Consider the following 23109-nt stretch of genomic DNA (forward strand, 5'->3'; position numbering starts at 1 on the left):
GATTATAATGTCCTTGAATTAATCGCAATGTTTTCGAACTTTACTAAGCTAGAGCTGCATGAGTAAGACACAAAAAAGTACTCTGGTTAGCAACGTACAAACTAGAGAACCGCTGACGAGATATAGTGAAACTTCATTTCTTGGAATATTTTACCCAAGAAATGTTAGTACCGCAAAGATATGACCTAAAGGCCCTTGAACCAATCGAACATTTAGATGCCGTTTCTTACACGTTGACTTCACCGTGTTCCTTATATTCTTGAAGGGGGAGACTTACGGCACATTACATGTGAGATAAAGAAAACTTGGCTGGTTCTAGGGTTCTACTTCTTTGGCGTAATGTCTAATTGCATTTATACTGTATCTGCACAAATTTCTAGCAATGAATTAACTTTTAAGTAAAATTTTATACGTTCTTAACGTACAAGGAATTTCAATGCATCATTTTTACGGACTTTTCGGAACAGCTTCTATAAATCAAAAAACAGAAGTAAGGAGTTTAGTATGATCCTCTTACTTCTGTTTTTTAATAATCTTTTTTTAGTTGTACGAAGTGATAAAATGAATAATCACTTAACCGAACCGATCAATTATACTTCCTGTTCTTTTAAAACTACAGCACTACTCGATTTTTTATGAGGAAGCATATGAAACAGCATATTTAGAAAGATCGCTGTCACACTACCAGCAACAATTCCATTGCTTGTTAAAATTTGTATACTATTGGGCAGCTTAGCAAATATTTCTGGAACAACTGTAACACCTAAGCCCATGCCTACTGAACAAGCAATAATCATTGCATTTTCTGATGATTCCTTAATGACCGGTCCTAGCATCTTTATCCCTTGTGAAATAACCATTCCGAACATAGCAATCATAGCCCCGCCTAATACAGGTGTTGGAATAATGGTTGTTACAGCAGCAATTTTAGGAATAAAGCCTAAGGTAATGAGCATTGCTCCTGTAATCATAATAATTCGTTTCTTTTTTACACCTGTCATTTGAATTAGTCCAACATTTTGTGAAAATGCAGTATATGGGAAAGCATTAAAAATTCCACCTAATATAATCGCTAAACCCTCTGCACGATAACCGTTTCCCAAGTCTTCTCTAGTTAATTTCCGCTCGGTAATATCCCCTAATGCAAAATACACACCTGTTGATTCTACTAAAGAAACAATTGCTACTAAAATCATTGTAACAATAGCAGACCATTCAAATGTTGGTGTACCAAAATAAAACGGATGAGGTAAATGTAAATAGGAAGCATCTGTAACAGCTTGAAATTTAACCATTCCCATAACAGCAGCTACTATTGTCCCTGCAATTAGACCTAGCAAAATAGAAATAGATTTTATAAAGCCTTTTGTAAATCGATACATAAATATAATAAATAAAAGCGTTCCAAATGATAAGGCGATATTAGCTACAGAGCCAAAATCATTTGCTCCCTCTCCACCGCCCATATTATTTATAGCTACAGGAATTAAAGTAATACCAATGATGGTAACAACAGATCCGGTAACAACAGGTGGAAAAAAGCGAACTAACTTACCAAAAAAGCGTCCAATAAGAAAAACAAATAATCCAGATACAAGAATTGCACCATATATAGCTGTTATTCCATACTCCGCACCGATTGCAATCATTGGACCAACAGCAGTAAAAGTACAACCGAGAACAACAGGAAGACCGATACCAAAAAAACGGTTTTGCAGTACCTGTAAAATCGTAGCGACTCCGCACATTAAAATATCAATAGCAACAAGGTAGGTTAGCTGTTCAGTGGTTAATCCTAGTGCGTCACCAACAATTAAGGGAACTAAGATCGCTCCTGCATACATGGCTAAAAGATGTTGTAAACCTAGGGCTGCGTTTTTCATGTTAGTTGTCCTCCTCCTTAAAAGCTACGTTTCCTTCTGATAATTCAGCAATCGTTGCCAGGGACTCGACTCGGTATCCTTCCTTGCGAATTGCTTCCCCGCCATTTTGAAATCCTTTTTCAATAACAATTCCAATTCCAGCAATCGTTGCTTTTGCCTGTTCGAGGATATCAATTAAACCGAATACAGCTTGTCCATTTGCTAAAAAATCATCCACAATTAATACGGTATCATCACTTGAAATAAATGATTGGGAAATAGATATTTCATTGGTTTCCTCTTTTGTAAAGGAATAAACGCTCGCAGAATAAAGGTGATCCGTTAAGGTTAAAGACTTTCTTTTTCGTGCAAAAATCACTGGTGTTTGCAACACTAACCCCGTCATCACAGCAGGAGCAATACCAGAGGATTCTAAAGTTAAGATTTTTGTTATTCCATCATCAGCAAACCGCTTTGCAAACTCTTTTCCAATATCCTCCATTAGTTCCGGATCAATTTGGTGATTTAAAAATGCATCCACTTTCAACACAGTGTCCGACAGTACCGTTCCTTCAGCTAAAATCTTTTGTTTTAATCGTTCCATGATGTCGTGCTTCCTTTCTAGCAAATAATAATGAAATTCGAGGCGTCATTTCTACCGCAATCTTTAAAACATCCTCATAAAAAACAAAAACTCGAAGCCCAGTTTCCGTAAGAGAACTATGAACGGAAAACTGAACTTCGAGCGCAATATGCCCAAGAAGTATTGTAATTGTATACAGTAGTAACATACAATTTTTTACCAGTCATTTTCATAGTCGGTTCATTTACGGTAAACCGGTAGAAACTTGCAGGCCATATTCCTGCTATTATATGAAAAACAGTATTTTTTTGAATGTAACTAGTATAGCATCTTAAGATGAATAAGCAACCCTGTATCTAATAAAACTAACATTCTGATAATTGACATAAAAAATTTCTGCAGGGTCATTCTTCCGTCTAATCAATCCAAACCGTTTCTCCTTCGCTTAAAATACTATTGCTACTCCGTCCATTCCAGAAATTCCAACCGGTTTCCGAACGGATCATGAATATAAAAGCGATTTGCGCCTGGTAGCCGATCATCATCGATAACATCGACTTTTTGATTTATCAGATGCTCTCTTAACTGTTTAAGCTGATTCACAAGAATTGCAGGATGTGCTTTCTTTGCTGGAAAAAAGGGAGCCTCTACGCCAATATGCAATTTTACAGAACCTGCTTGAAACCAGACACCGCCATTCTTTTTCAATGTTATCGGTTTATCAATTTCTTGAAACTTTAATATCCTCTGGTAAAAGTCTCTTGCTGTATGCTCCTCATTTTTTGGTGCAGCAAGCTGTACATGATCAATTTTTTCATAATGAAACGACATATTATCCCTCCCGTCAACTATAGAATAAGATAAAGGCTAAACCTTACTATTATCGTTTTTCAATCCATATGTATTACCATTTTTTATCTGAACAGTAGTAGAATATTATTATTTTAAAATTTTATAAAACCAGAAAACAATAATGCTACAATTTTTCATAGTTTATTATCGTCTCTCCACTAAAGTGCAAGCTTGGATCTCGCAAAACGATAATACATCGAATTTATGATTTTAGCTCCTTCTGAACAAATATATTAGAAAAACTTGGCGTGTCGCCAAGTCTTTAAAAGCTATCGTTTTTCTTATACGATAAAGTGAAACTTCATGCCGTGGAATGCTTTTTACACGGAATGTTAGTTGAACCAATCGGGCATTTAGGTGCCGTTTTCTACCACTTTGACCCTTTGCACGAACTCAGGACTTGAAGTGGGAGTCTTACGGCACCTTACATGCGGGATAAAGTGAAACTTCATGCCGTGGAATGCTTTTTACACGGAATGTTAGTTGAACCAATCGGGCATTTAGGTGCCGTTTTCTACCACTTTGCCCCTTTGCACGAACTCAGGACTTGAAGTGGGAAACTTACGGCACCTTACATGCGGGATAAAGCCTAAAGTTTTATACTTTCTATAGTAAAATAAAACGACCAAGCCTGAATAAGAAGCTGGTCGGGTTAGATTGCCAAAAAACAGGCCACAATTGCCGTATTTTGTAATAAAAAGTTTTAAACCACCACTTCACCAAGTGGGTGCTCGCAGAAAGCTGTCCTGTCCTCCGCTCAAGACGGCTCGACATTAAAGCTTCGATATAAAACTCCCTATTTCATCATTAGAGGTTAAAACTTAATAAAATACGTACATTGCAGCTTGTGATCCCATTATAACATTACCACTAAAATTTTCAATGGTAAAAGGAAATTCTGTATTCTTTCGTAATGACAACGCTCGCAAACTAGTGCGACAACTTATTACCATAGTATGTTTATTTCACTTACGTTTAATTGTGGCTTATCCATCCTCTAATACTGTTTGCGGTTGATGTATATGGCCATTTTTCAGATCTCTACTACCATCTATTTTTTACGTTTACTTTTTTATATTTACACCTTTAAATTTTTGTGTTTTTCTTTTTCGCTCGTTCTTCCAGCTTAGACTTCGGCCGTTGATCTTTTATATCTTCTGATAGTCCTTGAGGATTTACAATACGATGAACTTGCTGTTTGCTGTATGAATCCTTTTGATAACTCATGCCGACACCCTCCACATATCGGGTGGCACAACTCACCTTAAATATACGTGCTTAAAATTTAAGGATTTTTATCATAAAGATTCTCATATCGGCTTCTTAATGATCGTTTTACTACTTTTCCACTTAGATTTTTAGGAAGTGTTTCTGTAAAGATAATATGTTTTGGCACTGTGAACTTTGATAATCGTTCCTTGCAAAAAGCTTCAACTTGAGATGTTGTTAGGTTAACTTGTTTTTTGGGAACAATGATTGCAGTAACTGCTTCAATCCAATAAGGATCAGGAATACTGATTACTGCAAATTCTTCTACTCCATTCAGCCGATAGATTACCTCTTCAACTTCTCTACTTGACACATTTACTCCACCAGTGTTTATCATATCCTTTTTCCAATCCACAATGGTTACATAACCTTCTTTATCCATCACGCCTAAATCTCCGCTATGAAACCATCCATTGCGGAATGCCTGTGTTTTTTTTCCGGTTCATGCAAGTAACCGAGCATCGCATGTGGAGTACGATGGACAATTTCCCCAACATTCCCTCGCGGTACTTCTTGACCCATTTCATCAACAATTTTAGTTTGGACATTTAAAGCGGGTTACCAGCTGAACCCAGTTTTCGCAGTTGATCTTGAGCTGTAAAAAAGAATTTCATATTACTTCACATCAACATGGTTAGTACTACGAAGACAGTATGACTCACTTTTCTTTACCGTACTGACCAAAACACAAAAGACGAAAAGCATATTGTAACAAAGCCACCCGCTCTGTCTTCGCTAACCATGCCTTACTAAAAATCTAGCTTTTAGAACAAACACATTCGTTTACGCTGACGCTTCTGTCTTTTCTTTGGAGCAATATACCCGTGCTGATAAATCTTTCCACTTTGTAAATGACATGCGCTTAGCAATCCCTCCAAAGTACCAGGTTTGCTGGCATTCAATGCTTTGATGAAAATCTTGGCAGCCACTCTGGCATCCTCTAAGGCATGGTGGTGAGCAAAGTGGATTCGATGATAATTTGCCAATGTATTTAATTTATAATTATGTAATTTAGGCCACATTTGTTTAGAAATAGCAACGGTACACAAATAATCCAGTTCCGGATAAGGCAGGTGAAAATAATCCAATGTATGCCTCATTACACTCATATCGAAACTTGCATTGTGGGCAATAACCGTTCCTTTAGATAAATATTGATAAAGCTTTGGCCAAAGTTCCGCAAATGTAGGAGCATTCTCTACCTGCTTAGGTGTAATTCCATGTATATTTATATTCATCGAGCGAAATTCAGCAAGTGGATTTATCAAACTATAATATTCATCAATAATATCCGTTTCGTTAGCTACAACAATACCTACTGCACAGGGACTAGATCGTTTTTCGTTAGCTGTTTCAAAATCAATCGACACAAAATTCATCTTTTATCCGCTTCTTTCGTTAAATCTAGTTTTTAAGATATTTCAAGAATATCCCATGCTGTAATAATTCCAAGTAGTCTTTCTGAAGGATTCCCATGTTTCGTTATCAGTAATGCTTCTAATCGCCTTCCTTTACTTGTGTGCTCTTTAAATAAATCTACAGCTTCATATATTGCTGTATCCTCAGCTATAAAACGGGAATTTTCCTCGTTTTCAAATGGCAGAACATCTTTGATTTGATAGCTGCTTTTGAGCTGTTCTTCGCGTTGCTCCATACTTGCAAGCCAGTTTGTAATACCTTTTTGCGTTAATAATCCTTGATAAGTTTTTCCCTCATAAATTGGAAATTTAGATAGCTTTTTTTCGTGAATTACTTTTAATGGCTTGCTTAATTCATCCGTATTTTGAAAACAGTAGACATACTTTTGAAAGGTAGGGATAACATACTTTGGTTCACTTAGTTCCTTTTCTATCGTTTCGATTTTTTCAACTATTTCATCATGTGGTTCCGCTATTGCATATGTCATATCAATCTTATTATGAACAATTGCATTTCGCAGTTCCGCAAATTCCAACAGATCATCACTGTATTGCTTGATTAATGCATTGGAGTTTTTTAGGATCTTAACTGCTTTAGAAAAGCTTGCATCTTTTTTGTTGATGAGCAAATCTCTCAGCATTTTCTCAATGCGGTTAAACGAAGTTAAAAATCGGTCTGAGTTTTTGTACATATTCCCGTGCTCCCTACCTTACATTTCTTTTTGTTATAAAGTGAAACGGGGTTTTGTTTCATCCCCAACTCATGGTTAGTACCAAAAGGGTATGACCTAAAGGCCCTTGAACCAATCGGACATTTGACTTTTAGTTATTCCCCACCTAAACTTCTTCGATCCCTCTTACTCCCAGTTAGATGTGGGATAAAACTAAACCATTCTATGTTCCATTTTATACATTTTATGTAAAGATTAAAAGTGTTCGGCATTCATTACTAACCAATCTCAATTCAGAAAATAAAGTCCCTTTTTGCAAGTGTTCGAATCTTATGAATGATCACTTGCTCTTCACAGTCGATCTTTTCATCTGCAAAATATGCTAATTCTTTATGATTACCAATCATTACCGAGTGAGCCGCATGCTTAAACATGGAGATATCATTTGCGTCATTACCAAATGCAATGTAATTGTTTTTCGCGATTCCTAGCTTTTTTAGCGCACTCCATTTATTAATCCCTCTTGGGCTTATATCAATTGTTTGCTCATTATGATGCTTATGAATCGTTACATCCAGCACTTCTAATTCCTTTAATAGAACTGTGTAATCATTCATTGTAACAATCAATATTTTCACTACTTGCGTTAATTGATTGACTGTCAAATTTTTTGCCAAGTTCCCACGATCTATATTTTTAACGATTGGATGATCATCGGGGCCAGTATAAGCATAATCCCAATCACTATCGATAAGAAATGTTGCTTGATGTTTGTGAATCAATTTTAAAATAATACCCAGCTGCTCATTTGTAAACGTATGTGCATGGACTAATTTCCTATTTTTATAAATGAGCGAACCATTTCCTCCAATTAACGTATACGTATGGAACCGTTTATGTAAAACAGGAAGCATATCTCTTATTGGTCTAGCAGATGCAAAAATCACATCCTGCTCTAAAGCATGTAGGCAATTAAGAATGTTGCTGGACACTGGATTGCCTTGAAAGCAAATAGTTCCATCAAGGTCAAAGACAAAGTTCATGTTTTTCATCCCTTTGATAATTTATTCGTATCATAATTTTAAATGTTTATGATTAAGATTAATGCGAAAATATAGCTATTTACTTTCAACTTAACTTGTTAAAACAGGCGCTTTTCACCAACATTTTTCTTAATTGTACAAAGACCTTGTGTACAAGAAGTCTCTAAATATAGCCTTTCATTCGATTAACGTTTAAACTATTGTATAGCGAAACGCCACATAGAGCAAACCTTCCCCAGGGTAGCATCGTGTACAGAAACGTGTTTTTCACTTATGAGGACAGAATATGCTACGACAGCGACACATCGAGGTTTTTCAAGGATAAAAAAACATAAAAGTGTAGATGTTGACTTATTCTAAGAAGATCGAAGTTAGCTTGGAGACTCCGCTTAGGATTAGAAAGCTATCGTTTTTCTTATACGATAAAGTGAAATTTCATTCCGTGGAATGCTTTTTACACGGAATGTTAGTACCACAAGGGTATGACCTAAAGGCCCTTGAACCAATCGGGCATTTAGGTGCCGTTTTTCTTTTATGTTCACAATGCATAATAGATTTTAGAATTGAGGAAAGTACGGCACCTTACATGCGGGATAAATTCTAAAGTTTTACACTTTCCTATAGTATAAAAAAGCTGCTTTCTAAAAGAATCAAACTATAAAATAGAATTACTTCAAAATTGGAATCAAAGTACAAATGTCTTGTCAGCCTCGACAAGCACTAAAACTCGACAAAAACGCTTAATTCTGCCAATCATCCTAAAAATATTGTACTAGCTTCCTAAATCATAAAAAATGTTTACATCGTAAAAAATCACAAAATTTATTGACAATATTTAAAGTTCTGCTATGCTGTAAACTATTATTCAGAAAAAAATACACGATGAAACGAAAAGGAAGAAAGGAGAAACTTAAACCGATGTTACCTGATCAACATATACTTAGAATTCCAGGTCCAACACCAATCCCTCCTAGCGTCACACATGCAATGGCGCAACCGATGATTGGTCATCGCGGGCAAGAAATGAAAGAATTATTACAAACGGTTAAAGAAAAACTAAAACCAATCTTTGGTACGAAGGAAGATATTTTAATTTATACAGCTAGTGGAACTGCAGCGCTTGAGACAGCCGTAGTAAATGCTGTCCAACCTGGTGAAGAAGTGGTAATTATTGTAACTGGCGCCTTTGGAGACCGGTTTACAAAAATTTGTGATGAATATCACATTAAAGTTCATAAATACGACGTAACATGGGGTGAAGCTGCTGATCCAGATCGTTTAGCTGAACTATTAAAAGCACATCCAAATGTAAAGGCTGTATTTGCGACTTTTTGTGAAACTTCTACTGCTGTCTTAAATCCTGTAAAGGAACTAGCAGAGATTGTTCACCGCGAGTCCAATGCATTATTCATTGTTGATGGTGTTTCATGTGTCGGAGGAACGGAAACAAAAATGGATGAGTGGGGACTAGATATTGTTGTTACTGGATCACAAAAAGCAATGATGCTGCCAGCGGGACTTGCATTTATTGCTGCAAGTGAACGTGCATGGAAAGTGATAGAACAAAATCCACATTCAAGATTCTATTTAGACATGCGAAAATATCGTGCCAAACTTAGAGAGGATTCTACGCCTTTCACCCCAGCTGTTTCTTTACTGCAAGGTTTGAAACAAGCTTTAGCATTAATGGAAGAAGAAGGATTAGCAGCCATTTATAAGCGTCATAACACAATGGCAGCTATGACAAGAGCAGCATTTCATGCATTAAATATTCCTTTACTGACAAAGGATGCCGATGCTTCCCCTACTGTAACAGCAATAAAACCGAATGATTTCTCTTCAGAGGATTTGCGCAAAGTGCTTCGAAATAACTTTGGCATAACTATTGCAGGGGGACAGCAACATTTAAAAGGGGCTATTTTCCGCATTGGGCATATGGGTTATTGTTCACCAGCAGATGTTTTGCAAACAATCAGTTTAATTGAATTGGGCTTACAACAAATCGGCAAAACCATTGAACTCGGTACGGGTGTTAAAGCAGCTCAAGCTAATTATCTGGCTGAGTTAAGCTTGGTTTGACTTTTTTATAATTACCATTATTTCCTTCTTATTCTGTCATACAAATTGAAAAATAGGAAGGAAACGAGTCAGCAGTCTAATAGTTAAACCTTTTTTGAAATTATTCATTCCTACTGACATAGGTTAATAGGTAACGAAAGCTTCCATATCACACTATTTTTTCCATCTAAGACATCGTTTAAGCTTTTGTTTTTATAAAGTGAAAACTCATTCAAAGAATACGTTTTTTCCGCGTGCAGTTATCGCTATCGTAGTTTTTTGTTCTGTTGTCCCAACCAATTAGGCATTTAGATACCGTTCCCCACTTCGTATAAACTATAACTCTTAAAGTGGGGCTTGCGGGCATTTTAGATGCAAATTAAAAAACTGAAACGCAAGCGATAGCGACGTACAACTTAAGATCTCCTGACGAGATACAGTGAAACTTCATTCCGTGGAATGTTTTTTTAGATGAACCAATCGGGCATTTAGGTGCCGTTTTTCTCATTATATTTGCATAATCATAGATATAAGAAAAATACGAATTCTTACATTTAAGATAAAAGAAAAAGGGCCCTGCAACTGGGATATGCCGATGCCTGAGCGGCAAACCCACTTTTAGTCGACCTTCCGCCGATGCTGACTTTTGTAGGAAGAAGTTCGAAGTTTGCTAGTTGCTACTGAACGCTTAAACTAGACAAAGATACTTTTCAAAATAATTATCCACATGTAGGAACAAATATAGTTTCCTAAACGATAAAAAATAATCGAGGAGGAACGATAATGACATTTAAAGTATTAATCGCAGATCCTTTAAGTGATGATGGAATTGCTCCGTTAAAACAAGCAGATAAAATAACAGTTGATATTGGAACAGACTGGTCCAAAGAAGAACTCGATAAGCGTATTTCAGAGTATGATGCGCTATTAGTTCGTAGTCAAACTCAAGTGACACGTAATTTTATTACGAAAGCCAAAAACTTAAAAATCATTGGGCGTGCCGGTGTTGGTGTAGATAATATTGATTTAGAAGCTGCAACAGAACACGGTATTATTATTGTAAACGCTCCAAATGGAAATACAAATTCAGCAGCAGAGCACACGGTAGCCATGATGATGGCTCTGTCTCGAAAAATACCGCAAGCTTATTTGTCACTAAAAAATAAACTATGGGATAGAAAAAAATATATTGGAACCGAGTTAAAAAATAAAACGTTAGGAATTATCGGACTGGGAAGAATTGGTTCGGAAGTAGCGTATAGAGCCAGAGGACAACGTATGAACATTGTTGCATACGATCCATTTCTTACTGAAGACCAAGCTAAGAAATTTGGAATTGAAATAGGCAGCTTGGAAGAAGTATTGAAAAAAGCCGATTTCATCACCATTCATACTCCATTGCTGAAAGAAACAAGACATCTGTTAAATAAAGAAGCGTTTGCCTTAATGAAAACCGGAGTCTATATCATTAACTGTGCACGTGGTGGAATCATTGATGAAGAAGCACTGTATGATGCTATTGAGGAAAAGAAAGTAGCTGGAGCCGCACTTGACGTCTTTGAAGAAGAACCATTTTTCGAAAATAAATTATTGAATTTACCAGAAGTCATCGCTACACCACATTTAGGTGCAAGTACCGTAGAAGCTCAAGAAATTGTCGCTATTGACGTAAGTGAGGATGTCATTCGCTTTAAAAATGGGGATGCAGTGCGTAATCCTGTTAATTTACCATCTGTAACTAAAGAAGTATTAAGTGAAATTGAACCATACTTCCATTTGGCAGAAAAACTCGGTCAGTTTCTTATCCATTTGGCTAAGGAACCCATTGAAGAAATCAATCTCTATTATTCTGGCGATGTCGCCAAGACTAAAGTTGAACCAATTACTCGCAATACAGTGAAAGGGCTATTAACCCGTCATCTGGGCGACCATGTTAATGATGTCAATGCACTTTATTTAGCAGAAAAAAGAGGAATAACAATTCATGAAAATAAAACTTCTACCTCTCAAGGGTTTACCAACTTAATTCGCGTCGAAGTAAGTACCAAATCAGACAAGCGAAGTGTTGCTGGCACATTACTTAACGGTTTAGGTCCACGGATTGTAAAAGTAGATGACTATAGTGTCGACGTTACACCAAAAGGTCATCTATTAGTTATTCACCATATCGACCAGCCCGGGGTCATCGGTAAAATGGGGAGTTTGCTTGCTACAATGCATATCAATATTGCAACAATGCAGGTGGATCGGGCAAAGGTTGGCGGTAGTGCAATTATGGTTATGACTGTAGATCGCCACATTGAAAAGAAGGCGCTGGAAGCATTAGAAAAACTCGAAGAAATCCATGCTGCTATTGCCATCGATCTTTGATTACGGAATAAAGAGGCTAACTATATAAAGTCAATAAGTTTTTAGCAATAAATTTAGCATTTTCCATTAGAAGTATTGGAGCATGGCAAATAAGCTTGATGATTTGTGAATTTCAAATGAATCATTAAGCTTATTTGTAGTGTAAAATCTGAGGTTATTGCAACGCTATTTACCATAGCTTCTCTTTTTTTACATTACACACGTACTTCTTTATATGATTCACCGGTCTGCAGTAAATGGAATATCACTCTTATTAATTTCTTCGCTACATGGCTGAGCACCACGTTATAGTGCTTACCCTCAGCTAGCTTTTTCTCATAGTATGCCTTGAACGTTGGTGAATAAATGGCTATTAATCGTGATGCATGATACATCGCCCAGCGAAGATGAGGAGATCCGCGTTTCACCATTTTTCCAGGGCCCCTATAGTTACCAGACTGATAAATGGATGGTTCCATTCCTGTAAAAGCCAATAGCTGACTCGGGTGATTGAAGTTGTGGATATCTCCTATTTCTGCTATGATTGTACTACCGAGTCGATAAGAAATTCCGGGAATGGTTACGATTGGTGAATTGAGTGTATCCATCATTTCTTGAATTTTTTTATCGACTTCTTTTATTTGCTTTTGATACAAATAGAGCTGTTCTATGGTTTGAATTAATTCAAACTCCGTAATATCAGAATAATACCCAATACTTTCTTTCGCTAGTCGTTTAAGCTCTTGAGATTGCAGACTACTGTTGTTCGCTCCCAATAATTTTGAAAGTGTTTGTTCATGAGCCTTCGCAATTCTCTTGGGGCTTGGGTATTTTTTTAATAACTCCATCATGTAGTTAGAATAACGAACCTGACCGTAAGCAGCCAATTCAGGAAAGCTTTTTTCTAAGACTCGAGTATATTGGGTTTTAAGAAGAGCTTGATGTTTTCCAAGCCGCCTTCTATATCTGGTTAGTTCTTTAAGCTCTAGGGTTACCTTATCTTGGACCTCTTCCCTTTTTTCGAAGTCACCCATTAATTTTTTTGCGATTACTAAGGCATCTGCTTTATCCGTCTTTGTCTTTCTCAAGGTGTGAATTTTGGAGAATTCCTTGATTAAGATTGGATTATAGCGAAAAACTTGGTAATTCTTTCCCCTCAAAAATTGTAGAATAGAAACATTATAATGGCCAGTATCTTCCATCGCTATCTGGCATTCTTGCGCTACTTCTGTCTGTAAACGACGAAGTGTTTCATGAAGTTTTTGAAACCCTGATTGACTATTCGATATAACTAAATCCTGTTCGTAGATTCTACCTCCATTATCCATGATTGCCACTTGGTGTTTATGCTTGGCTACGTCAATCCCCACATAAATCATTGGTTTACTCCTTTCGTATTGTCTATTACGCTGTGCTTCAAGCCACGCACTCCTTGTTCTGTATCCTTGTATGAAATCAAACGTCTAGCGTTATCTAACTGATTAACAGATAAACAAAGAGCTGTGGTTAGACTCTCTAAAAACCAGTTACTAAAAAGTACTGTAGGCAGGGTTACTAATCCACAGCGTTGCTTTCAGTATAAATTACTATACAAAAAAAGCACAAGAGGTAGCGAACCTCATGTACTTAATATACAAGGCTGGGACATAAGCAAATACGAAATAGCAAAAACCGAATAATTCATTTATAATTGTTCGGTTTGTTTGTGTTTAGAAAAACTTGGCTTGTCGCCAAGTCTTTAGCGAAATCCGTAGTTTTTCTTATACGATAAAGTAAAACTTCATTCAGTAGGAGTTTTCTTCCATCTCCTACTGAATGTTAGTACCTCAGGGATGACCTAAAGGCCCTTAAACGAATCGGGCATTTAGGTGCCGTTTTCTCCCACTTAGACCTTTTGTGTCAACTCAAGATTTTGAAGTGGGAGTCTTACAGCACCTTACATGCGGGATAAAGTGAAACTTCATTTCTTGGAATGCCTTTCCCAAGAAATGTTAGTTAAACGAATCGGGCATTTAGGTGCCGTTTTCTCCCGCTTAGACCTTTTGTATCAACTCAAGATTTTGAAGTGGGAGTCTTACGGCACCTTACATGCGGGATAAAGTGAAACTTCATTTCTTGGAATGCCTTTCCCAAGAAATGTTAGTTAAACGAATCGGGCATTTAGGTGCCGTTTTCTCCCGCTTAGACCTTTTGTATCAACTCAAGATTTTGAAGTGGGAGTCTTACGGCACCTTACATGCGGGATAAAGTGAAACTTCATTTCTTGGAATGCCTTTCCCAAGAAATGTTAGTTAAACGAATCGGGCATTTAGGTGCCGTTTTCTCCCGCTTAGACCTTTTGTATCAACTCAAGATTTTGAAGTGGGAGTCTTACGGCACCTTACATGCGGGATAAAGTGAAACTTCATTTCTTGGAATGCCTTTCCCAAGAAATGTTAGTTAAACGAATCGGGCATTTAGGTGCCGTTTTCTCCCGCTTAGACCTTTTGTATCAACTCAAGATTTTGAAGTGGGAGTCTTACGGCACCTTACATGCGGGATAAAGCCTAAAATTTTATACTTTACTATAGTACAAGGACGATTTATGGTTCGTTTTTTAATCAGCTGTTTTCGTTTTGTCCCAGCCTCTTTATTTTTCCATTCCCTCTAACGAATAGTTTTTCTAATTCTCCCATCCCCGTATCCCTCTTCTGTCACTCCAACCTCAAGTCAATCTGTAATTCTTCTAACCTTTTTCTTTAACACAATAACAAGATGATCCCCTATCTCTTTCAAACGTTAGATTTTGTAATTCTCTTCCCCCTCTAGCCAACTATAATATATTGACAATTTTATCATTTCTAATTAAAATTAATTTTATTATTTTGTTGAAAATTACAATTACGGAAGGAGCTGCTTTTTTAAATGCACACGAATATTCCCCAAAAAGACATATACTTTTGGTGGGCAATTTTTCCACTTATCATCATGATTATCTCCATGCTGTTAACCATTGTTGTTTTTAAAGGTGAACCACATATACCATTGATTATAGGTACTGGAGCTGCTGCTTTGATTGCTTGGAAACACAACTATAAATGGAAGGAAATTGAAGAAATGATGTTTCAAGGAATAAGACTAGCACTTCCAGCTGTAATTATTATTATGTTAGTTGGACTAACGATTGGTGCATGGATTGGTGGCGGGATTGTAGCAACAATGATCTATTACGGTCTAAAAATTATTTCTCCCTCCATTTTTTTGGTAACGATTACAATTATCTGCAGTATCGTTGCTTTGACTGTCGGGAGCTCTTGGGCTACGATGGGAACGATTGGTGTTGCAGGGATGGGAATTGGTATCAGCATGGGGATTCCAGCACCTATCGTCGCTGGTGCTGTTATTTCCGGGTCCTATTTTGGCGATAAAATGTCACCACTATCTGATACGACAAATTTAGCAGCAGGTTTGACAAATACAGATTTGTTCATTCATATTAAACATATGCTGTTTACGACGATCCCGGGTTTAATTATTGCACTTATTGTTTTTGCTTACATAGGTAAAGATGTCGGAAAAGCTTCCATTGAAAATGCAAGTATTGCCCAAACAATAGCCGATTTGGAGGCGAATTTTACTATATCACCTTACCTTTTGCTTATCCCATTGCTAGTCATTATCCTTGTCATCTTTAAAGTGCCGGCTATTCCAGCAATAGCTGTTGGAATTGTGATGGGATTTTTAGCACAGATTTTTATTCAAGGCGATTCTATTGCCTCTGGATTACATGTATTACAAAAGGGTTACTCCATCGAGACATCCAATGAAATGATTGCTGAACTATTTAACCGTGGCGGTTTAATGTCAATGATGTATACGGTGTCTATGACAATTGTTGCTATGACCTTTGGCGGTATTATGGAATACTCAGGAATGCTAAAAGCAATAATGGACCAATTATTAAAAATAGTTAAAACGACCGGATCACTCATTGCCTCAACAATCAGTGCTGCTTTTTTAACAAATGCTACCTGCTCAGAACAATACATTTCAATTGTTGTACCTTCACGTATGTTTATGAATGTATATAAAGAAAAGGGGTTACACTCTAAAAACCTCTCCCGTTCTTTGGAAGATGGGGGGACGTTAACCTCCGTATTTATTCCTTGGAATACATGTGGTGTATTTATCTATGCTACCTTAGACGTTCATGCCTTTAGTTATGCTCCATACGCCATTTTAAATTATACTGTACCAATGATTGCAATCCTCTATGCATTCAGCGGATTTACAATTGCCAAAACAGCTAAAGCAAAGCAAAACGATTATATCAGTGAAGCACAATAAGACTTAGAAAAATGTGGTGGTATGACGGAGGGGGAAATAACGCTCACCAAACAAGAGAACTTCCTGATGAGATGGAGGTAACTTATTCATAGAGTACTTTTTTAATTCAAACAGTGGGAAGAGCAGATGGTTCCCTATCGTAGAAAGAAGCTCGAAGATTGCTAGTCACTAGAACGCGTATGCTATACGAAACTACTTTCAAATATCCATCATATAATAACAGATATCGTTTCCTATATGATTAATTAATCTGTTATTTAATCTACAATATGAACGCTATCATGAATGGTATACGAATGAATTCAGTACTGGGATGATAGATTCAAGCAAATAAACACGTTATTATGCAAAGAGGGGATTAAATGAATAGACAAATTATAGACCGTGGGAGACTTCGTTCTGGACAATCTTTTTACCTAAAAAAGTTAACTGTAAACTATCTTCACGATATTTTAAAATTGCAACAAATAGTCGAACAAACAGTAGAGGGCGCTTCTTTTTTACAACCTCTTACCACCGAAGAATACAACTATATTTTATCTGGAAACGGATCAATGATCGGTATATTTATTCATGATCAGTTAGTCGCTTTTCGTGCCATGCTCATCCCAAATTCAAAAGATCCTGAGCATTTAGGAAGAGACCTTGGACTTTTAGAAACAGAATGGTCGAAAATAATCTATTCCGAAATTTCAATCGTCCATCCAACATATCGAGGAAATCGCCTACAAAATTATATGGGAAAACAATTATTTAAACAAGTAGATAAACGTATATTTCATTATATAGCAGCTACAGTTGCACCATTTAATATTCCAAGTATTAAAGATAAACTTGCTTTGGGGATGAAAATATCTGCGTTAAAAGCGAAATATAATGGAAAATTACGATATATTTTAATTCGTGACTTGCATATACCTCCAGATTACAATAACTATACAACAACGCAAATCGTAAACATGCAGGATATTAACCTGCAAAAAAACTTGCTTGAAGCAGGCTATTGTGGAATCGCAATACAAAAAAGGAACGGCAATTATGATGTAACCTACGTAAAATAGGGGATGCCGGCCTGAGCGGTAAGCCTCTTTTAGTCGGCCTTCCTTTAGATTCAAGCCAATGTTATTTATGATAGAAAGAGATCAAAGTAAGCTACAGCTTGAGTGGTTAAGCTAGACCATAATACTTTCCCAAAAAGATATCCACAAAGTAAAAAGAAATATAGTTTCTCATGCATAAAACTAGGCAATGCCATGTTTCTACGAACGGGCACTTGCCTAGATGTACTTTCTATTTTATACATGTTGGTTAATAAGTGAGAGAAGTTCAGTTAAACTCTCAACCTCAAACGTTGGCAACCCATTTGTTTGAAGATCCTGTCGATTAATCCATACCGAATCTATTCCGCTTCGTGATGCACCTAATATGTCTGTATGCAGATTATCCCCTACCATAATCGCTTCTTCTTCTTTTACGTCCAATTTTTCCAATGTGTATTGAAATATAGCAGGATCAGGCTTCCCGCTGCCAAAGTCGCCTGACACAACAATCTCTTCAAAATAACCTTTTAGTTTTGGAGTCATTTCCAGTTTCGTTTGTTGTAAATCCGGTGAACCGTTCGTTAGTAAAGCCAGCTTAAAATCATTTGCTAAAGCATCTAAGACATCAAACGTATCTTCAAAAACAAATGGTTTCTTCTTTCTTACCTTGGGAAATGTTTCCGCTAATTCAATTGCTAATTGTCGGTCTTCAACACCTACTCCTTCTAACCCCTTTTCCCAAGCTTCCTTTCGATAAATAGGCGCGATTTCTTTTAACTGTTGAAACGCCTTTCCTTCATCATCAAACTCTCCCCAAAGTCCTTCGAAAGGGTTAATACCAATCATTTGTGTAAATGGGTAAGTAGAATAGGATGCGTATAACGACCGAGCTTTCTCTCGCACACTTTCTTCTAAATCGATTGGGTCTATCTTAGGATTGATTTTATTTGCCTTGTTACAGGCTTCTTTGAACGATTCTGCTACACTCTTCTTATCCCAAAGTAGTGTATCATCTAAATCAAAAATAATTGCTTTACGCATCCATACAACTCCTTTTTCTGTTGCATATCTTACTAAAAGTATACAACATTTTACGAAAAATAAAAAAACTAATTAATTTAGGGTTGATTTTATTGAAAATATAGACTAATATAGTTATTAAAATTTTTACAGCTAAGGGGATATTAGCAATGGAAGAATGGACAGTTAAGGTTAATCGTTGTACAGTGAAGAAAGAAAAACCCAATACCGATCAATTGGAATTTGGCAGCGTGTTTACGGATCATATGTTTATTATGGATTATTCTGAGCCTTTGGGTTGGCATGATCCGCGTATCATTCCATACCAACCGCTATCTATTGATCCATCCGCGATGATATTTCATTATGGACAATCCGTTTTTGAAGGATTAAAAGCATATCAAACACCGGAAAGAGATATTCAACTATTTCGACCGAAAAAAAATCTTCAACGTTTGAACAAGTCAAATGACCGCTTATGTATTCCGACGATTGATGAAGCGTTTATTCTGGAAGCCATGAAGCAGCTTGTATATTTAGATAAAGAATGGATTCCAACTGCAGAAGGAACTTCGCTTTATATTCGTCCATTCATTATTTCAACAGAGCCTTATATCGGAGTAGCACCATCACATCAATACAAATTTGTAATTATTCTGTCACCAGTTGGAGCTTATTACAAAGAAGGGATAAACCCAGTAAAAATCGCGGTTGAAAATCAATATGTTCGGGCGGTAAAAGGCGGAACTGGAGAGGCAAAAACCGGAGGAAACTATGCAGCCAGTTTAAAAGCCCAAGAGCTTTGTGCTAAAGAAGGGTTTACACAAGTGTTGTGGCTGGATGGATTAGAGAAAAAGTATATTGAAGAAGTAGGAAGCATGAACGTATTTTTTAAAATTAATGGAAAAGTATATACTCCTGCTTTAAACGGGAGTATTCTAGAAGGTGTAACCCGGAACTCTGTTATTCAATTACTTAACCATTGGAATATCCCGGTTATTGAAGACAGAATCTCCATGGAGGATTTGTATCAAGCCTATATGGATGGTAAGTTAGAAGAAGCGTTCGGTACGGGTACAGCAGCAGTCATTTCACCAATCGGTCAACTACGCTGGGAAGGTAAAGACTTATTAATTAATGACGGCAAGACTGGTGAACTATCAAAATCATTATATACGACTTTAACTAACATTCAATATGGAAAAGAAACAGATCCATTTGATTGGATTGAGAAAGTTAGTGAGTCGCACACTGTTAAACACTGATTGCACTTATTTCATTTAAACATTGAATTTTAACAGAGTACTATTATTTAGTGCTCTGTTTTTATTTAGCGGAATATTTCAAAATCTTCCATCAAATCTTATAATAGGTGATTTACAACTACTACTTCGCAAATTAAAATAAGCAAAAAATAGACGCTTTTCTTCTTCCTTGCTAGCCAAAAGTATAAGCTCAAGTTGAAGAAAGCGTCATTATCTAACTAGATCCTTAGCTCTAGAAATATCACATAATCAGGTGTTTTCACTATGAAATCATTACTTTGCAAATATCATTGGTAAATTCAACTGGATCATTAACAGGTAAGCCTTCGATAAGCAGTGCCTGATTATACAATAAGTTTGTGTATAAGTTGAGTTTGTTCTTATCGTTGAGAAAGGCATCTTTTAATGCCTGGAACACTTCATGATTTACGTTTATTTCCAATACTTTATCTGCTTTTATTTGCTGGTTATTTGGCATCGTATTAAGTACTTTTTCCATTTCCAATGATATTTCACCATCCGCAGTCAGACATACCGGATGTGACTTTAAACGTTTGGAAGAACGAACATCGGTTACCTTTCCAGCTAATTGATCTTTCATATATTTAAACAGTTCTTTGTTTTCCTCTTTTTCTTTCTCATCTGCTGAATCGGTTGTCTCTTCTTCCAAGCCGAGATCGCCGCTTGAAACAGACTTAAACTCTTTATCTTTATACTTCAATAACATCTTTATCGCAAATTCATCGACTTCTTCCGTAAAGTACAAAATTTCATATCCTTTATCAGCTACTAATTCTGTTTGTGGTAACTTCTTAATTCGATCTATCGATTCACCTGCAGCATAGTAGATATACTTCTGATCTTCCGGCATACGGTTTACATATTCTTCTAATGTCACTAATTTTTCTTCAGTAGAAGAATAGAACATTAATAAATCTTGCAACGTTTCTTTGTTTGCACCAAAGTCATTGTAGACGCCAAATTTCAACTGTCTACCAAAAGCCTCATAAAACTTCACATAATTTTCACGGTCATCGCGTTGCAACTGCAGTAATTGTGTTTTTATTTTTTTCGTGATATTTTTAGCAATGACCTTTAATTGCCGGTTATGTTGCAACATTTCACGAGAGATATTTAACGATAAATCCTCTGAATCTACCAATCCTTTAACAAAGCTAAAATAATCAGGAAGTAAATCAGCACATTTATCCATAATCAAAACACCGTTTGAGTAAAGCTCAAGTCCTTTTTCGAATTCCTTTGAATAATAGTCAAACGGAGCATTTTCCGGTATGAATAAAATTGCGTTATAACGGATGGTTCCATCTACTTTGACATGCATCGATTTCAATGGTTTATCAAATCCATATCGTTTCTCTTGATAAAAGTTAATATAGTCCTCTTCCGTTAACTCACTTTTATTCTTTTTCCAGATCGGAATCATACTGTTAATCGTTTCTTCTTCTACATAGTCGACATATTCATCGCTATCTTCATCTTTCGGCTTTTTCTTGGTTATATCCATTTTAATTGGATAACGGATGAAATCAGAATATTTCTTAATAATTTCTTGTAAACGATGTTCCTCAAGAAATTGATCAAACGAATCTTCTTCGGTATTTTCCTTTATTTTTAAGATAATTTCTGTTCCTACTTGTTGTTTTTCACTAGGGGTAATCGTAAATCCATCTGTACCAGAAGATTCCCATTGATAGGCTTGTTCACTATCAATCGATTTACTGATAACAGTTACCTTATCAGCTACCATAAACGCAGCATAAAAACCAACACCAAATTGACCGATAATATCAAAACCATCTTTTATTTCTGTATCATTTTTAAAAGCAAACGATCCGCTTTTAGCAATTGTTCCTAGATTCGTTTCCAGTTCTTCCTTGGTCATACCAATTCCTGTATCGATAATCTTCAATGTGCGTTCTTCTTTATTCGGGATGATTTTAATATAATAATCTTCCTTATTAAAGGTTAGGCTTTCATCTGTTAAACTGCGATAATACATTTTATCCATCGCATCACTTGAGTTGGAAATTAGTTCACGCAAAAATACCTCACGTTGTGAATAAATGGAGTTAATCATTAGTTCGAGCAATCGTTTTGATTCTGCTTTAAACTCTTGCTTAGCCATACAACCCTCTCCTTCCAATGAACTCATATGTTTTAATATCATAAACTCTACTTTCTGTCAATATACGAGACTCGCCCGTCTAATTACTATTTTTATGCTGTCGGGCTAATTCTGTAATATAATCAAAAAATAAATCTCGATCTACTTCATAGACAAGATTCACTGGTCTCCCCGTGTCGCAAAGTTCTGTTCTCCCCTGGCTTTTTCCATCAGGATGGATGATACAACGTACCTGTTTCTTTTTTACGACATCACTATTTCCTATTGTTGCAGTCGTTAGTACATCCCATAAAAAGTATGTTGAATTGGTTTGAAAATGAACAAGCGGAGGTACCATTGCATAACATTGTCCTAAGAAATCGATACCTATATCTGCTCTTTCTCTTGCCCATCTATTTCTGACATCAACAGTTAAAGGAACCATATTCGTACTCTCTAAGGCTACTAAATCTATCTCGATATTGCTCTCCCATACTTTATGTACAGCTTCTGGATCCCAAAAAGCATTCCATTCCGCTGTCCCGTCATGCTCAGGTTCTTCCACATTGCCTGTTTCTAGGAAGGTTCCACCCATCCAAGCTAATTTGTCTATTTTTCTTTCAATATCCGGCGCTTCCTCCAGTGCTCTTGCCAAATCTGTTAATGGTCCAATAAATACGAGTGTAACAGGCTCATCACTCTTACGTAGTATTTCCACCAGATGCTTATGACTTGGCAATGTAATTGTCTCGGTTTGAATTGGTAAATGCTCATTTAAAATCGGCAATGCATCTACATAAAAGGCATGCATACGCCATTCTTTTGGAAAAGGATTTTTTCCGCGTGATGTAGATGCCGCTACTTCTATACACTTCCCTTTGCCAAACCGATCAATGATTTTACGGCTCGCATAAACGGCAGGCTCAAGATAACAATCTGCGGGTATGACTCCCACACCAACTAAGTCAATGTCTTCCATTTGTAACAATAAAAATAAAGAAATTAAATCGTCTACACCACCATCATGATTTAAATAGACTTTCTTCTTCATGCTTGTCCAAAAGCCCCCTCACCATATATTTCTATCGCATTGATAAGTAATATTGTCTCAGGTTTTACCTGCCATTACAAATGATATGAGAAGATGATGACACGTTAAGTGCATGTTCAAAAAGAGAAATAAATAGACCGAGATGAGGTCGGGTGAGATCGCAATATATCGCGATTG

Annotated in this window: 16 protein-coding genes, 1 pseudogene and 1 riboswitch; of the genes and pseudogenes, 5 read left to right on the forward strand and 12 right to left on the reverse strand. The window is 36.6% G+C overall.

All coding sequences use genetic code 11. From position 1 onward, the window contains the following. Nucleotides 1–590 precede the first annotated feature (590 nt). The 8 genes and pseudogenes from JNUCC74_RS13685 to JNUCC74_RS13720 all read right to left on the reverse strand — a co-directional run bounded on the left by JNUCC74_RS13685 (nt 591) and on the right by JNUCC74_RS13720 (nt 7698). Entirely contained in the window at nt 591–1883 is a 1293-nt protein-coding gene (locus JNUCC74_RS13685; protein ID WP_454065782.1) for a nucleobase:cation symporter-2 family protein, read from the reverse strand. 1 nt (nt 1884) lies between these two features. Further along, a complete protein-coding gene (locus tag JNUCC74_RS13690) occupies nt 1885–2466 on the reverse strand; it encodes a xanthine phosphoribosyltransferase (RefSeq protein ID WP_077317923.1) in 582 nt (193 codons plus the stop codon). Nucleotides 2467–2657: 191 nt separating this feature from the next. Then, nucleotides 2658–2759: riboswitch (purine riboswitch) on the reverse strand. A gap of 145 nt (nt 2760–2904) precedes the next feature. Then, nucleotides 2905–3276, reverse strand: a complete 372-nt coding sequence (locus tag JNUCC74_RS13695; protein WP_077317924.1) for a VOC family protein — start codon at nt 3274–3276, stop codon at nt 2905–2907. A gap of 1107 nt (nt 3277–4383) precedes the next feature. Then, entirely contained in the window at nt 4384–4524 is a 141-nt protein-coding gene (locus JNUCC74_RS13700) for a small, acid-soluble spore protein L (RefSeq protein ID WP_454065783.1), read from the reverse strand. 58 nt (nt 4525–4582) lie between these two features. Then, a pseudogene (locus JNUCC74_RS13705) lies at nt 4583–5159 on the reverse strand (AMP-binding enzyme); the annotation flags it as partial. Nucleotides 5160–5330: 171 nt separating this feature from the next. Further along, a complete protein-coding gene (locus JNUCC74_RS13710; RefSeq protein WP_454065784.1) occupies nt 5331–5945 on the reverse strand; it encodes a 3'-5' exonuclease in 615 nt (204 codons plus the stop codon). Nucleotides 5946–5977: 32 nt separating this feature from the next. Then, entirely contained in the window at nt 5978–6676 is a 699-nt protein-coding gene (locus JNUCC74_RS13715; RefSeq protein ID WP_454065785.1) for a CBS domain-containing protein, read from the reverse strand. A 272-nt stretch (nt 6677–6948) separates the two neighbouring features. Continuing rightward, a complete protein-coding gene (locus JNUCC74_RS13720) occupies nt 6949–7698 on the reverse strand; it encodes an HAD-IIB family hydrolase (RefSeq protein ID WP_454065786.1) in 750 nt (249 codons plus the stop codon). Between the two features lie 918 nt (nt 7699–8616). Between JNUCC74_RS13720 and JNUCC74_RS13725 the strand changes: the two genes are divergently transcribed. Beyond that, nucleotides 8617–9777 carry a pyridoxal-phosphate-dependent aminotransferase family protein gene (locus tag JNUCC74_RS13725; RefSeq protein ID WP_454065787.1) on the forward strand — a complete coding sequence of 387 codons (1161 nt, stop codon included), beginning with the start codon at nt 8617–8619 and terminating at the stop codon, nt 9775–9777. A gap of 762 nt (nt 9778–10539) precedes the next feature. Further along, a complete protein-coding gene (gene serA, locus JNUCC74_RS13730; RefSeq protein ID WP_454065788.1) occupies nt 10540–12126 on the forward strand; it encodes a phosphoglycerate dehydrogenase in 1587 nt (528 codons plus the stop codon). A 194-nt stretch (nt 12127–12320) separates the two neighbouring features. Here serA and JNUCC74_RS13735 read toward each other — a convergent pair whose 3' ends face one another. Then, nucleotides 12321–13484: an IS110 family transposase gene (locus JNUCC74_RS13735; protein WP_454065717.1), complete on the reverse strand. Its 1164-nt coding sequence runs from the start codon at nt 13482–13484 to the stop codon at nt 12321–12323. Nucleotides 13485–15009: 1525 nt separating this feature from the next. On the opposite strand from JNUCC74_RS13735, the gene nhaC reads away from it, so the two are divergent. After that, nucleotides 15010–16431 carry a Na+/H+ antiporter NhaC gene (gene nhaC, locus JNUCC74_RS13740; RefSeq protein ID WP_454065789.1) on the forward strand — a complete coding sequence of 474 codons (1422 nt, stop codon included), beginning with the start codon at nt 15010–15012 and terminating at the stop codon, nt 16429–16431. 362 nt (nt 16432–16793) lie between these two features. Next, nucleotides 16794–17492, forward strand: coding sequence for a GNAT family N-acetyltransferase (locus JNUCC74_RS13745; protein ID WP_454065790.1), 699 nt, complete (start codon nt 16794–16796; stop codon nt 17490–17492). A 234-nt stretch (nt 17493–17726) separates the two neighbouring features. On the opposite strand, the gene JNUCC74_RS13750 is transcribed toward JNUCC74_RS13745, so the two are convergent. Next, complete coding sequence (locus JNUCC74_RS13750) at nt 17727–18512, reverse strand: HAD family hydrolase (RefSeq protein ID WP_454065791.1); 786 nt, start codon at nt 18510–18512, stop codon at nt 17727–17729. A gap of 149 nt (nt 18513–18661) precedes the next feature. Here JNUCC74_RS13750 and JNUCC74_RS13755 point away from each other — a divergent pair, with 149 nt between their 5' ends. Further along, nucleotides 18662–19756 carry a branched-chain amino acid aminotransferase gene (locus tag JNUCC74_RS13755; protein ID WP_454065792.1) on the forward strand — a complete coding sequence of 365 codons (1095 nt, stop codon included), beginning with the start codon at nt 18662–18664 and terminating at the stop codon, nt 19754–19756. Nucleotides 19757–20018: 262 nt separating this feature from the next. Here JNUCC74_RS13755 and htpG read toward each other — a convergent pair whose 3' ends face one another. Both htpG and JNUCC74_RS13765 read right to left on the reverse strand, forming a co-directional pair. Beyond that, nucleotides 20019–21902, reverse strand: coding sequence for a molecular chaperone HtpG (gene htpG, locus JNUCC74_RS13760; protein ID WP_454065793.1), 1884 nt, complete (start codon nt 21900–21902; stop codon nt 20019–20021). A gap of 79 nt (nt 21903–21981) precedes the next feature. Then, on the reverse strand, nt 21982–22932 hold the full coding sequence (locus JNUCC74_RS13765; RefSeq protein ID WP_454065794.1) for a nucleoside hydrolase: 951 nt from the start codon (nt 22930–22932) through the stop codon (nt 21982–21984). Between the last annotated feature and the right edge of the window lie 177 nt (nt 22933–23109).

The sequence above is a fragment of the Cerasibacillus sp. JNUCC 74 genome (assembly GCF_053667775.1).

What these genes read in the sequence shown, in the direction of transcription:
- JNUCC74_RS13700 (WP_454065783.1), bottom strand. Translation starts at nt 4,524, where the DNA reads ATGAGTTATCAAAAGGATTCATACAGCAAACAGCAAGTTCATCGTATT.
- JNUCC74_RS13710 (WP_454065784.1), bottom strand. Translation starts at nt 5,945, where the DNA reads ATGAATTTTGTGTCGATTGATTTTGAAACAGCTAACGAAAAACGATCT.
- JNUCC74_RS13755 (WP_454065792.1), top strand. Translation starts at nt 18,662, where the DNA reads ATGGAAGAATGGACAGTTAAGGTTAATCGTTGTACAGTGAAGAAAGAA.
- htpG (WP_454065793.1), bottom strand. Translation starts at nt 21,902, where the DNA reads ATGGCTAAGCAAGAGTTTAAAGCAGAATCAAAACGATTGCTCGAACTA.
- JNUCC74_RS13725 (WP_454065787.1), top strand. Translation starts at nt 8,617, where the DNA reads ATGTTACCTGATCAACATATACTTAGAATTCCAGGTCCAACACCAATC.
- JNUCC74_RS13750 (WP_454065791.1), bottom strand. Translation starts at nt 18,512, where the DNA reads ATGCGTAAAGCAATTATTTTTGATTTAGATGATACACTACTTTGGGAT.
- serA (WP_454065788.1), top strand. Translation starts at nt 10,540, where the DNA reads ATGACATTTAAAGTATTAATCGCAGATCCTTTAAGTGATGATGGAATT.
- JNUCC74_RS13715 (WP_454065785.1), bottom strand. Translation starts at nt 6,676, where the DNA reads ATGTACAAAAACTCAGACCGATTTTTAACTTCGTTTAACCGCATTGAG.
- JNUCC74_RS13690 (WP_077317923.1), bottom strand. Translation starts at nt 2,466, where the DNA reads ATGGAACGATTAAAACAAAAGATTTTAGCTGAAGGAACGGTACTGTCG.
- nhaC (WP_454065789.1), top strand. Translation starts at nt 15,010, where the DNA reads ATGCACACGAATATTCCCCAAAAAGACATATACTTTTGGTGGGCAATT.
- JNUCC74_RS13685 (WP_454065782.1), bottom strand. Translation starts at nt 1,883, where the DNA reads ATGAAAAACGCAGCCCTAGGTTTACAACATCTTTTAGCCATGTATGCA.
- JNUCC74_RS13745 (WP_454065790.1), top strand. Translation starts at nt 16,794, where the DNA reads ATGAATAGACAAATTATAGACCGTGGGAGACTTCGTTCTGGACAATCT.
- JNUCC74_RS13735 (WP_454065717.1), bottom strand. Translation starts at nt 13,484, where the DNA reads ATGATTTATGTGGGGATTGACGTAGCCAAGCATAAACACCAAGTGGCA.
- JNUCC74_RS13720 (WP_454065786.1), bottom strand. Translation starts at nt 7,698, where the DNA reads ATGAACTTTGTCTTTGACCTTGATGGAACTATTTGCTTTCAAGGCAAT.
- JNUCC74_RS13765 (WP_454065794.1), bottom strand. Translation starts at nt 22,932, where the DNA reads ATGAAGAAGAAAGTCTATTTAAATCATGATGGTGGTGTAGACGATTTA.
- JNUCC74_RS13695 (WP_077317924.1), bottom strand. Translation starts at nt 3,276, where the DNA reads ATGTCGTTTCATTATGAAAAAATTGATCATGTACAGCTTGCTGCACCA.